The organism is Algoriphagus sp., assembly GCF_013373065.1.
Classification (GTDB): Bacteria; Bacteroidota; Bacteroidia; order Cytophagales; family Cyclobacteriaceae; genus Algoriphagus.
In genome coordinates this window covers 182,369-195,485 of the sequence record NZ_JABXIN010000002.1, presented here as the reverse complement: position 1 = coordinate 195,485, position 13,117 = coordinate 182,369, and the positions used below count along the sequence as shown (strand labels likewise).

The 13,117-nt window shown below is 43.6% G+C and carries 10 protein-coding genes; 5 read left to right on the top strand and 5 right to left on the bottom strand.

Features of this window, described 5'->3' with window-relative positions; all coding sequences use genetic code 11:
- Positions 1 to 191: 191 nt before the first annotated feature.
- The 3 genes from HWE15_RS02200 to HWE15_RS02190 all read left to right on the top strand — a co-directional run bounded on the left by HWE15_RS02200 (position 192) and on the right by HWE15_RS02190 (position 5,213).
- The gene (locus HWE15_RS02200; protein WP_290505857.1) at positions 192 to 1,247 is read left to right on the top strand and encodes a BF3164 family lipoprotein; all 1,056 of its coding nucleotides are present in this window, start codon (positions 192 to 194) and stop codon (positions 1,245 to 1,247) included.
- A 357-nt stretch (positions 1,248 to 1,604) separates the two neighbouring features.
- Positions 1,605 to 2,858 carry a methionine adenosyltransferase gene (gene metK / locus HWE15_RS02195; protein WP_290505856.1) on the top strand — a complete coding sequence of 418 codons (1,254 nt, stop codon included), beginning with the start codon at positions 1,605 to 1,607 and terminating at the stop codon, positions 2,856 to 2,858.
- 180 nt (positions 2,859 to 3,038) lie between these two features.
- Positions 3,039 to 5,213, top strand: coding sequence for a bifunctional alpha,alpha-trehalose-phosphate synthase (UDP-forming)/trehalose-phosphatase (locus HWE15_RS02190; protein ID WP_290505855.1), 2,175 nt, complete (start codon positions 3,039 to 3,041; stop codon positions 5,211 to 5,213).
- Positions 5,214 to 5,735: 522 nt separating this feature from the next.
- Here HWE15_RS02190 and HWE15_RS02185 read toward each other — a convergent pair.
- The 5 genes from HWE15_RS02185 to HWE15_RS02165 form a co-directional block, all read right to left on the bottom strand.
- A complete protein-coding gene (locus tag HWE15_RS02185; protein WP_290505854.1) occupies positions 5,736 to 7,517 on the bottom strand; it encodes a glycoside hydrolase family 15 protein in 1,782 nt (593 codons plus the stop codon).
- Between the two features lie 134 nt (positions 7,518 to 7,651).
- The gene (gene nadD, locus HWE15_RS02180; RefSeq protein WP_290505853.1) at positions 7,652 to 8,218 is read right to left on the bottom strand and encodes a nicotinate (nicotinamide) nucleotide adenylyltransferase; all 567 of its coding nucleotides are present in this window, start codon (positions 8,216 to 8,218) and stop codon (positions 7,652 to 7,654) included.
- Positions 8,219 to 8,221: 3 nt separating this feature from the next.
- Positions 8,222 to 8,794 carry a guanylate kinase gene (gmk, locus tag HWE15_RS02175; RefSeq protein ID WP_290505852.1) on the bottom strand — a complete coding sequence of 191 codons (573 nt, stop codon included), beginning with the start codon at positions 8,792 to 8,794 and terminating at the stop codon, positions 8,222 to 8,224.
- A 1-nt stretch (position 8,795) separates the two neighbouring features.
- Positions 8,796 to 9,071 carry an anti-sigma factor gene (locus HWE15_RS02170; RefSeq protein ID WP_290505851.1) on the bottom strand — a complete coding sequence of 92 codons (276 nt, stop codon included), beginning with the start codon at positions 9,069 to 9,071 and terminating at the stop codon, positions 8,796 to 8,798.
- Between the two features lie 12 nt (positions 9,072 to 9,083).
- Positions 9,084 to 9,677, bottom strand: a complete 594-nt coding sequence (locus tag HWE15_RS02165) for a sigma-70 family RNA polymerase sigma factor (protein WP_290505850.1) — start codon at positions 9,675 to 9,677, stop codon at positions 9,084 to 9,086.
- Positions 9,678 to 9,793: 116 nt separating this feature from the next.
- Here HWE15_RS02165 and HWE15_RS02160 point away from each other — a divergent pair, with 116 nt between their 5' ends.
- Together HWE15_RS02160 and HWE15_RS02155 are read left to right on the top strand one after the other, a co-directional pair.
- Positions 9,794 to 10,630 (top strand): lysophospholipid acyltransferase family protein, encoded by an 837-nt coding sequence (locus HWE15_RS02160; protein ID WP_290505849.1) that lies wholly within the window; start codon positions 9,794 to 9,796, stop codon positions 10,628 to 10,630.
- Positions 10,631 to 10,813: 183 nt separating this feature from the next.
- Complete coding sequence (locus HWE15_RS02155; RefSeq protein WP_290505848.1) at positions 10,814 to 13,072, top strand: ATP-dependent helicase; 2,259 nt, start codon at positions 10,814 to 10,816, stop codon at positions 13,070 to 13,072.
- The last annotated feature ends 45 nt before the right edge of the window (positions 13,073 to 13,117 follow it).

Sequence of the window (13,117 nt, the reverse complement as noted above, 5' to 3'; positions counted from 1 at the left end):
CGTCTCAGAAGTCAATGGCAGAACCCACTGTTATTTGTTGTCTTGAAAATCCATGGCGAAAATGTGCCGTTGTCGTTTATTTCGACTCAGATGGTAATCAGGTTAATTTTAATGTAGCAAACGGCACTGAAGTTCGATGTCCATCTTATATGTAGTCTGATTTTTTATTTAATACGTTTTCTTTTCCGATCATGAAAAAAAGTTTCCTTTTTTCTTTTGTAATTCTAGTTTCACTATTCATTTCTTGCGGTAAAAAAGTCGAATTGCGGGATCCATTGGTGGAATTTGACCGGTCAAGAAAACTAAATTCAATCCCATTATCCTCCGCCGATTCACTGTTCCGGGCATGGAACATGTATTTGGTGGAGGATAAATTATTTATTAATGACGATGGCTTGGATTTTATCTATCGCTTGATTGATCCTGTCGAAGATAGATACTTGGGTAAATTTGGCCGCTCAGGCCAAGGTCCCTGCGAACTAAGTGCATCAGTATTTTTGAATAGATTCGGAAGTAATGGTGAGAATTTAGGAATATTTGATGCCTCTCAAATTCGCTTTCAAAGCTTTACCGTCTCCTCTCTTGAGGATTCAGCCGAAACAGCTCAGTGTGAACCTTATTTGTTTCCTATTGATGGTCTTGTCACACAATACGTGAAGCTTGATTCAATCCATTTTTTAGGTTCTTCCCTATTCGGAAAACCTTACAACTTGTTTCGAGAAGCTGAAAATATTCAGTCTTTGGGCGCTTATCCTTTTCAAGCTGATTCTCCCGCTGTCCCTGAGATCAATTTAGCTTTAGCTTATCAGTTTGATTTTTTTAAGAATCCCAAAAAAACCAAAACTTTAAGCACTTCTCCTTACTCTTTTAATATGGATGTTCTAGAACTGGATAAAAATGGGGCCTTAGAAATAACAGCCTCACGACATTATTGGCCTACTCTTTTTGATCCATCCGAAAATTCCTCCAGATTCTCTTCTACCATTCTGCCAGATGCAGTATTCGGGAATATAAGCACTACCGTTTCAGCAAATAAAATTTACGTTCTTTATAGAGATAAACCTTGGGAAAATGATCTTTTTCAAACTAGTAATCGAATTCTTGTTTATGACTGGGAGTTGAATCCAGTTGAAATTCTGGATATAGATCAAACTTTGAGTCGGATTGCTGTGCATGAAGATGACAACTATTTGGTTGGATATGTGGATGATGGAAAGGCAAATCTTTTCCGGGTTGATTTGAAATAAATATCATGAATTAAGGGGCTGGTCTCTAGGGAGATTTATGTCGCTGTTTTCCAATCCTAACTATTTCAAAGTCCCTCTATAAGTAGGGATTTGACCGCCTTTGTAAAGAGAAGTGTGGAGATGATTTGATGGTTCGAATTTACCCTTCGAGGATTCTTAATCCCTCGGAGGGTTTAAATACCCAATCCCCGGCAATTCGTCGGGGATTTTTTGTTTTTTGAAAGAGTTGGTGTGAATCTTTTTGAAACGACAGGATCACTTTAACGCTTCTATTCTCCTTATCCAAATCCGGTTTTTTATTTCCCTCAGTTCCTGTATTTTTGCGCACCATCCAAGAAAGTAACTATCATTTAATTTATGCCTTACTTATTTACCTCAGAGTCTGTGTCGGAAGGTCATCCGGATAAAATCGCTGACCAAATTTCAGACGCATTGATTGATAATTTTTTGGCTTTTGATCCAAGTTCCAAAGTGGCTTGCGAAACGCTTGTTACCACTGGGCAGGTGATATTGGCAGGAGAAGTCAAATCCGATATTTACCTCGATGTGCAGAAGATCGCACGGGACGTGATCAATCGGATCGGTTATACCAAGAGTGAATACATGTTTGAGGGCAATTCCTGTGGGGTATTGTCTGCTATTCACGAGCAGTCTGCGGATATCAACCAAGGGGTTGAACGTGAAAATCCAGAGGAGCAAGGTGCAGGTGATCAGGGGATGATGTTTGGGTATGCTACCAACGAAACCGAGAACTACATGCCTTTGGCGCTGGATTTATCTCACCGGATTCTGAGAGAATTGGCAGCCTTAAGACGTGAGAATAAAGATATTCCCTACCTCCGTCCTGACTCCAAAGCTCAGGTAACGATCGAGTACAGCGATGACAATGTGCCGCAACGTATCGATGCGATCGTGATTTCTACACAGCACGACGAGTTTGATACGGAAGAAGCCATGTTGGCTAAAATCAAATCCGATTTGATTTCCATTTTGATTCCTCGTGTAAAAGCTGGGCTAACGCCTGATATTCAAAAACTCTTCACCGCCGATATCAAATACCACATCAATCCTACCGGTAAGTTTGTGATCGGTGGACCGCATGGAGATACCGGTTTGACCGGACGAAAAATTATTGTGGATACCTATGGCGGAAAGGGTGCACACGGTGGAGGAGCTTTCTCCGGAAAAGACCCCTCAAAAGTAGACCGCTCGGCAGCCTATGCAACCCGCCACATTGCCAAAAACATGGTAGCAGCAGGTGTTGCTGACGAAATGTTGGTACAAGTTTCTTATGCTATTGGAGTAGCCGCTCCAATGGGAATCTATGTAAATACTTACGGAACTTCCAAAGTGGGAATGACCGATGGAGAGATTGCTAAGAAAATCGAGAAACTCTTCGATATGCGTCCTTATGCCATCGAGCAAAGACTGAAGCTTCGAAACCCTATCTATGAAGAAACTGCCGCTTACGGACATATGGGTCGAACAAGTGAAGTGGTAAGCAAGACATTTTATTCTCCTTATAGGGATGAAATCACCCTGGATGTGGAACTCTTCACCTGGGAGAAATTGGATTACGTAGATAAAATCAAATCTGCATTTGGTTTGTAATCCAATCTAAATCATTTCAAAAGCCCCGGTTTAACCCGGGGTTTTTTGTTTTCCTCGTTCCTTAAAGACCAGTTTCCCTCGAAAAAGCCTCCATTTTTAAGTCTATTTCCCTATCTTTAAGCATATCACCTTTTTGCGAAGGGGCCTTCCCCTTTACCTGTTTTTAATCTAAAATCCATTATGGCAAAAACCATCATTGTATCCAATCGACTTCCTATTTCACTTCGCCACCGAAACGGGCGCTTTGAGTTCAAGCCTTCAGCAGGAGGATTAGCCACCGGTTTGGGATCGATCTATAAGTCCGGGGAAAATATCTGGATCGGCTGGCCGGGAAATACAGTGGAAGATCCGGAACAACGGGCAGAAATCATCTTGGAACTTCATGATTTGAAGATGGCTCCTGTCTTTCTTTCGAAAGAAGACGTGGAGCAGTTTTATGAGGGTTTTAGCAACGAGACCTTATGGCCCGCCTTTCACTATTTTACCCAATACATGGTCTACAATCCGGAGCATTGGGAGGCTTATGTGCGCGTGAATCGGAAGTTTTGCGATGCTATTTTGAAAAAAGCGGATCCGGATGATACCATTTGGGTGCACGATTACCAATTGCTACTCCTTCCCCAAATGTTACGGGAAGTTTTACCGGATGCTACCATTGCCTTTTTCCAGCATATTCCCTTTCCTTCTTATGAGATAATCCGAATGATTCCCTGGAGGAAGCAATTGCTGGAGGGCGTTTGCGGAGCAGATTTGATTGGTTTCCATACCTATGATGACATGCGTCACTTCCTCAGTGCAGTAGGACGGATTACAGGGCTTTCCAGTGAGAGTGGATACATTCAGGCAGAAAATCGCATCATCAATGTGGATTCCTTTCCGATGGGAATCGATTACGATAAATTTGCGAAGCAAGCCAAGAGTCGAAAGACCCAAAATCTCGTTAAGGAATTCCAAAAACAGGTTTTCGATCAAAAAGTGATTCTTACCATCGATCGCCTGGATTATTCCAAAGGAATCCCGCAGCGTTTACATGCCTTCGATCAATTACTCAAAGATCATAAAGAACTCCACGGCAAGGTTTCCATGATTATGATCGTGGTGCCCAGTCGGGATAAAGTGCAGTCTTACAAAGAGCTCAAGGAGGAAATTGATCTTTTGGTAGGTCGGATCAACTCAGATTATTCTACCCTGAATTGGGTTCCAGTTCATTACTTCTATCGAAGTTTTCCATTCGAGGAACTCAGTGCATTTTACAATCTATCGGATATTGCATTAGTCACTCCACTTCGGGACGGGATGAATCTAGTCTGCAAGGAATACGTAGCTAGTCGGACCGATCAGAGTGGAGTATTGATCCTTTCGGAAATGGCAGGAGCCTCTAAAGAATTACAGGATGCTATTTTGGTGAATCCTAATGATCAACAAGGGGTGGTAGATGCGATTTACGATGCGCTTACTATGGATCCAAAGGAACAAAAAGAGCGAATTGCTTCTCTTCAATCCACGGTCAAGAAATATGATATCTTCCAATGGGTCAAAGTATTCATGGACCGTATCGAGCATGTGAAGGAAAAGCAGGCCGAACTCACCTCCAAAGACGTGGATACCAAAGTCATCAATGAGATCGATAAGGCCTTCAAAAAAGCAGACCGGCCAATTCTTTTCTTGGATTATGACGGAACACTCACAGGATTTGTGGCTAATCCACAAGATGCAAAACCGGATGCAGAGCTTAAGGCCATCATCAAGGGTTTGAGTCAAAAGGCAGAGGTAGTCATAATTTCAGGACGGGATAAGGATACCTTGGGAACTTGGTTCAAAGGTTTCCAAATCGATATGATCGCAGAACATGGAGTTTGGGTGAAGCGCAAGTCCAATCGAAGTGATTGGGAATTGTATGCAGATGTAGACGACAGTTGGAAAGAAGACATCCGAAATGTGATGGAATATTATGTGCTACGTACACCGGGAGCCTTTATCGAAGAGAAACATCATTCCTTGGTTTGGCACTATCGAAAAGTAGAAAGTGGCTTGGGGGATCTTCGTATGCGTGAACTTTTCAGCCATTTGAAGTACATGGCCCGGGGTCATAATCTTCAGGTTTTGGAAGGAAATATGGTTCTCGAGATCAAGCGTCCGGATATCAACAAAGGCCGAGCTGCCACTGCCTTGATGAAAGGGCAGGAGTTTGATTTTATTTTAGCGATTGGAGATGATTGGACGGATGAAGATACTTTCAAAGCCATGCCTAAAAATGCCTACACCATCCGTGTCGGCTATGCCTATACCCAAGCCAATTACAATATCAAATCGTTTCGGCAGGTAAGAAATCTGTTAGGGAAGTTGATTCAATAATCATAAGAAATACGCTTCCTTCGGTCGCGAAATATACTTCGTGAAATATAAAGAAATACACTTCGCTACGCTCAGTGAAATGCGCCTGCGGCGAGATAGGATAATAGGGTAAGATCTGTGTAAATCTGTGACTTTTTCTGTGCAGATCTGTGGGAGAAATCATCCCTTCCTTTGCACCTGCAATACAGGCAATCAAAAGGTCCTCGACTATCATGCCATTTGCGGATTAATCTTGTACAGAAAATTCTGTCAGTTCGAGCGAAGTCGAGAACCTTTCGACTCCGCTCAAGGTGACCCAAATTTTGCTCTAAGACTTTATCACCGGCACTTCCTTTTTGTATGTTCCAAGAATGTTTAAAACTCGGACTGACCTAGATTCGATTAAAAAATAAACTGTTATTGTATCCACGGCTGGGGTTAAAATTATCCCCAACGACCAAAGTTTTGCCCAAAAATTTCCCTTTTCCTTCTTCCCATCTTTGCGGGAGAATGATCCCTTAAGACTCAGCGAGCGGAGACTTTTTACAAGAAATTTGGCCGGTCCAGCTTTTTCCCAATTCGGAAAGCCGCATTCATCAAACCTACATGCGAATAGGCCTGGGGGAAATTTCCCCATTGGCTGCCTGTTGCCTGATCCACGTCTTCGGAAAATAGATTCAGGTGATTACAATACTTCACTAAGGTTTCAAATCCTTCGATCGCCTCTTCCAGTCTATTGACGCAAGCCAACGCCTCGATATACCAAAAGGCACAGATCAAGAAGGTGGTCTCCGGCACGCCGAAATCATCCATGTGCTTGTAGCGATAAAACAAAAAGTCTTTCGCCAATAAGTCTTCTTCTAAAGCTTTCAAATGATTATTAGCCCGCTCCAGATCATCCCCGAAATAACCCATGGTAATCAACTGCAGTGTGGAGGCATCCATATGTTGCGAACCGATGGCCTGGGAATAAGCATTTCGCTCCGGTAGGTAGCAGGCTTCGATTTTTTTGGCAGCCTCGTCCCGTAGCATAATGGCTTTTTGGTACATCGCTTCATTTTTTAAGCGAATTCCAATCTTGGCGGCAGCATTGGCGCCAGCCCAGTGAAAGAGGAAGGTGTAGCAATGCTCCTGCGCCAGATTTCGAAACTCCCACAATCCCGCGTCTTTTTCATGCATGGTAGCCTCGATTTTATCCAACAAATTCATAATCAAGGGCTCGGAATGACTTCGCTCGGATTCTGTAAATCGGTGATCGGAGTATAAGGGTAAGAGAGAAACCAGCACCTGCCCATACAAATCATTTTGAATGTGGGTGTAAGCCTGATTTCCAAATCGAACCGGCTTATTTCCTAGATAGCCATCCAACTCCGAGATTTCCTCCGTCAACAGCCAATCTCCCGTAATAGAATACAGGGGCTGATACCGTCCCTCTGGTCCGGTGGGAAGATTTAAAATAAAGTCAAAGTACTTTTCCAATTCTTCGAAGTGTCCCAAGCTATTGAAGCAGGTCAGTGTGTAGTAAGTGTCACGAATCCAGCAGTAGCGATAGTCCCAGTTTCGGGTCGAACCCGGAGATTCCGGCAGGGAAGTCGTCGAGGCAGCGATGATGGCACCCGTATCCTCAAACTGGTGAATTTTCAGGATTAAAGCGGAGCGTAAGACAAGACGCTGCGAGAAATTGGGGATACTCGTAGACTTCACCCAGGATCTCCAGTAGTCTGTGGTTGATTGAAGAAATCGCTCGGAAGTCGTCTCGATCGGAGCCTCAAGGGGCCGACCGTAGGTCAATACCAAATACACCGGTCGTTGCAAAACAAAGGGCTTCCCCTCACAGATATAGGTTAAGGGGGCATTGGTAGTCAGTCTAAGTTCATGATCAATACCCATGTAGCGGATATGATTACTGCCCTGACTGGGAGTAAGTGCGAGCTGCCCTTGGTTGGTTACGGGCTGACAAGTAATCTTAATTTTGGGAGCACCCGAAAGTGGTTCCACTTTTCGGATCAACATCAGGGGCTTGTAGTAACGGTCGTAATTTTTGAAGCGTGGGGCAAAATCCGTGACCTTATAGCTGTACGAACCATTGGAAATGATCGTCTCCAGAATATTCGTGTTTTCGACATAGGACTGACTGGAAGAAAACTCTCCGGAATCAGGAAGAATCGTGAATTTTCCGCCTTTCTCCCGATCCAGCATCCCGCCGAAAATAAAGTCTGAGTCAAAGCGGGGCATGCAAAGCCAGGAAATATTGGTGTCTTTCTCGATATGGGCAATATAGGCGCAGTTTCCGATCAGGCCGGATTCGTAAAGATGTTTGCTCATTGATTTAAAGCTTTGGTTTGAGAAAAAAGTGCGGCTATTGGGTCAGAAGCAAATAAGCAAAAAAGGGGATAGGATGCAAAATATTAGGCTCAATTGAGTCTACTCAAGCATTCAATTCAAAAAAGTAAGCCAGCTTACAAAAATAGCTTCTTGTTCAGGATATATTCTTCTACTTTCTGGGGTAGTAGGTATTTGACGGAATAGCCTTTTAGAACTGATTCGCGGATAAATGTCGCTGAAATGTCTAGCAGGGGAGCATCTACCCAAAGTACGGCAGGATGATCAAACTCTCTTTTTTCTCCGGGCCTAGGATAGACATAGACCTGATAGTGCTCGAGAATCTGCTCATAGTTTTTCCATTTCTTGAATTGCTTGAGATTATCCGAGCCCAAAAAAATGCTGAATTCATGCTGGGGATACTTCTCCGACAGATAGGTTAATGTATCGATGGTATAGCTCGGACGGGGCATGTGAAACTCCACATCGCTGGCCCGGAAATGGAAATTGTCTTCGATCGCCAACTCGACCATTCGAAGTCGGTCAAATTCATGAACCAGTGATTTTCGTTTTTTTAGGGGATTCTGAGGACTGACCACGAACCACACCTCATCCAAATCTGTCCGATCATAAATCGTCTCCGCGATGATCAGATGACCAAGATGAATGGGATTGAAACTGCCGAAAAAAAGCCCGATTTTCACAACTTAGGAGGCTAAAAAATCTCTGACAAGTTGCTCAGCTTCCTGTGAGGACTTCGCAAAGTCATCATTGACGATCGTTACGTCAAACTGCGGTTCAAACTTCATTTCAAACTCTGCCTTAAAAAGTCGTCTTGAAAGTGATTCTTCCGATTCGGTACCCCGATCATTAAGACGGTCTTTGAGTACATCCAAAGAAGGTACTTTGACAAAAATCGCCAAGGCCTGATCACCGAAATATTTTTTGAGCGCTAATCCGCCTTTCACGTCTACATCAAAAATGACGGCTTTGCCAGAATCCCAGATGCGTTGAATTTCTTCTTTCAGTGTCCCGTAAAAGTTACCGGCATAGACCTCTTCCCATTCGATAAAAGCATCCTCGTCGATTTTTTGCTTGAACTCCTCTTGGGTTAAAAAGTAATAATCTTTTCCATGAACCTCATGCCTTCCTCTCCGGTCTCGTGTACAGGCTGAAATAGAAAATCCCAAATTTGGGATTCGTTCGATGAGGTGTTTGACCAGTGAGGTCTTTCCCGACCCGGAAGGTGCGGAAAAAATGATGGCTTTGCCCTGAGTCATCTTATTTGCTTTCTTGGATCATTTGCCGGATGGAATCGGCTAGTTGATTGGGTACAGGTTGCTTGGTGCACTTGGTTTTCAATACTTCCCGGATGGCTTGCTCCAAGTGAAAATGCTCAAAGCAAGGCTGGCATTTATCCAGCTTTTCTTTGAGAATTTCCTTTCCTTCCTCACCCATTTCTCCGTCCAGAATGCTTTCCAAAAGCTGAAAGCATTTGCTCACATCGCTGCACTGTAGCTTTCTATCTTCGGAATTGGGTTTTCCGTTCTTTTCCATTTGGTATTCGTTTTATTCCTCCTCGTCTGTCTTATAGCCCATGGATTGGGCATAGCCTCGCAATTTATCTTTCAGCAGGTTCCGTGCCCGGTGAAGCCGTGACCGCACTGTCCCGATGGGGATATCCAGGATTTTGGCCATTTCTTCATACGTAAAGCCTTCCAAATCCGCCAAAATAATCACCGTTCGGAAATCTACTGCCAAGGCATTCAATGCATTGGAAATTTCATCTCCCAGCATATCCTTGACAGATTCCGCCCGCAAATCAGTAGTTCCTTGAAAGTCAACATCATCTGAGTTGTAATAAGTTTCAACTTCCTGATAATCGACTTTGGCAGGCTGCTTAGACTTCTTGCGGTACTCGTTGATGAAGCTGTTTTTCAGGATGCGAAACAGCCAGGCTTTTGCATTGGTTCCCTGCTCGAAGGAATTGATGAATCGGTAGGCTTTCAAATAGGTATCCTGCACCAAGTCCTTGGCATCATCTTCATCAAAGGTGAGTCGATAGGCAAAATTGTACATGGAGTCAATATGCGGCATAAACTCCCCGTCAAAAATGCGGTTTTTCTCTTCCTGCGTATATTTTCTGCGCTGACTTTCCGACATATGTCTCAAAAGTAATAATCTGTGTAATTTATAACTAGGATTCGGGAACTTATCCCTGCTTTTCCTTTATTTTGTTGCTTCGAAAAGGTCAAATTTCCTGACATTCACGATACGATATGTTTTTCTTTCGGCTGTTGTCCCGGCTTCCCCTTCCTGTACTCTATCTGCTGACGGATCTCCTGTATGTGGTGGCCCGTTTTGTCATTCGGTATCGGAAGAAGGTAATCGATGAAAACCTTCGATTTGCTTTTCCGGAGCTATCGGATAAAGATCGAAAAAAGGTCCGAAACCGATTTTACAGGAATTTTACTGACACATTTGCTGAAACCATCAAATTGCTGACAATTTCGGAAGAGGAATTCCGCCGCAGGTTTGTCATAGTCAATCAGCCTGATCTTGACCAGCCTGTCAAAAAGGGCGTCAGTTCATTGATGGTGGCCGGGCATATCTTCAATTGGGAATGGGGAGTTGTAGGAATCAATTTGTACTCCGAGGTTCCTGTTGAGACTGTCTATTTGAAAGTCAACAATTCCTTTTTCAATGAGTTGATGAAAAAAATCCGGACACGATTTGGCGGATTTGTCACCGAGAAAAAGGAGTTTCGTCGTGGCATGCTTACCTTAGGACGGGATCCACGCATCGTCCTATTGGGCTCAGATCAGCGACCTCCCTCTTCGGAAAACCGCTATCAGCGGGAATTTCTCAATAGGCCTGCTGTGTTTTTCGAAGGAGCAGAATTTCTTTCCAAAAAAATGAACTTGTATGTTCATTATGGAAAAATGACCAAAATTAAGCGTGGCCATTATCGTTTCGAGTTTGTGCCACTAGCGAGGCCACCTCATGATGAGGAGGAACCCCATTCCATCACGGATCGTTTTTGTAAAATGTTGGAAGATAACATCCGTGAACAACCGGACATGTACTTATGGAGTCATAAGCGGTGGAAGATTTGATGCAGGATGGATTGAAAAATTGGAAGATTTCAAAATTGAAAAATTGTCCAAAATTCAGTTTTAATTAAAACATCAGAATCTAGCTTCTTGTCTCGGATTTCTTGTTTCTGGCTACTTGGTACTTCGTACTTGATACTTATTTACCACTTGCTACAATAATTTAGCTACTAGCTACTCAAAATAATGGATTACCTAGAAGAACTCAACCCACCTCAGCGGGAAGCAGTAGAACGTACCGAAGGTCCGGTGATGATCATTGCCGGTGCTGGATCGGGCAAAACCCGGGTATTAACCTACCGGATTGCCCACCTCATCTATGCTCAAGGGGTAGATCCTTTTCAGATTCTTTCCCTGACATTTACCAATAAAGCCGCGAATGAGATGAAGCAGCGGATTGAACGGTTGGTAGGTTTGGAAGCTCGCAATACCTGGATGGGGACCTTTCACTCCGTTTTTGCCAAAATACTTCGGGTGGAGTCCGAAAAAATTGGCTATCCCTCAAATTTCACGATTTATGATACCGATGATTCCAAGTCTTTGATTCGCACCATTGTCAAAGAAATGCGTCTCGATGACAAGGTATATAAACCCGGTGTAGTTTTATCCCGAATTTCCGGTGCCAAAAACCGGTTGATTTCTTGGCAGGCTTATCAGGCGGACCCCTTCGTAAAGGCAGATGATGAAGCCGCGATGAAGCCCAAAATGGGGGAAATTTACCAGCGCTACCAAGAACGGCTTTTTAAAGCGGGAGCGATGGATTTTGATGATTTGCTTTTCAATACGAATGTGCTTTTCAGAGATCATATTGATGTGCTGAATAAGTATCAGCAGCGCTTCAAATACGTGATGGTTGATGAGTTTCAGGACACCAACCTTTCCCAATACCTCATCACGAAAAAGCTGGCAGCAGTTCATCAAAATATCTGTGTGGTAGGCGATGATGCTCAGAGTATCTATGCTTTCCGCGGAGCGGATATCCAGAATATCCTAAATTTCGAAAAAGACTATCCAGACCTTTTTGTGGTCAAATTGGAGCAAAACTACCGATCTACTAAGACCATTGTGGAGGCAGCCAATTCCATCATTGATAAAAACAAGGCCCAGCTCAAGAAGACCGTCTGGACTTCAAATCCGGATGGGGATTTGATCGAATTAATCAAAGCCGCATCCGATAATGAAGAAGGAAGAGTGGTAGCAACGACGATTTTTGAGGAGAAGAATAACAAGAAGCTTCAAAACAGTGATTTTGCAGTTCTTTACCGAACGAACTCCCAGTCCCGGGCAATAGAAGAAGCGCTTCGAAAAATGAACCTGACCTACAAGATTGTGGGTGGGCTTTCTTTCTATCAACGAAAAGAAATCAAGGATTTGATGGCCTATCTACGCTTTACCATCAATCCGATGGATGAGGAGGCTTTCAAGCGGATTATCAATTATCCCAAGCGAGGAATCGGCAATACCTCTGTAGAAAAAATCCACGTTGCCGCCTATGATCATGACATGCCCCTCTGGGAAGTGGTACAAAATGCTTTTCCGTTTTTAGGTGGAAGAGCAGGTTCGGCAGTGGATGATTTTGCGACGATGATTAAAGCTTTCCAAATTGAAGTTCAGCGAAAGGATGCCTACGAAGCCGCAAGCACCATTGCTAAGCAAAGTGGTTTGTTGCGCGAATTATATGAGGATAAAACCATCGAGGGGCTCAATCGCTACGAAAACGTCCAAGAATTGCTCAATGCCATCAAGGAATACGTGGATAATGAGGAAAACGAGGATAAGAGCTTAGGAGCCTTTTTACAGGAAATCGCCCTTTTGACAGATAATGATCGGGATAAGGATACAACCGATGCGATTACCTTGATGACCATTCACTCCGCCAAGGGTTTGGAATTCAAACAGGTATTTGTGGTGGGGATGGAAGAAGATCTTTTCCCTTCCCAAATGATGATGCAGAGTAGGGAGGATTTGGAAGAAGAACGAAGACTTTTCTATGTGGCGACAACTCGGGCCATGGATAAGCTTTACCTGACCTATGCCCTCAGTCGTTATCGATTTGGACGTTTATTGAATTGCGAGCCGAGTCGATTTTTGGAAGAAATAGATCCTGCCTGCATCAAGGTGAATAAAAAGTTGACTAGCCGGGAAATGCCGGGAGCATTCCGACGAGAAGGATTGCCGGGTAGCTCTGGTTTCATTGGGATTAAGAAAAAACCGGAAACTCGGATGCCGACCCAAATGAAGGTGCATACACCTAGTCCGGATTTCAAACCTAGCAACACCAACAACCTGCAGGAAGGGCAATTGGTGGAACACCCAAAATTCGGTTTCGGGAAGGTTTTGAAGATCGAAGTGGATGGTCTTAACCGCAAGGCTACCATTCAATTTGAGCATTTTGGGGAGAAAACTTTATTACTTAGCTTTGCGAAGCTCAGGATTATAGACTAATGGAATTACCCTCCTGCCTTTTGGTGATTTTTTGTTACCTTTTGA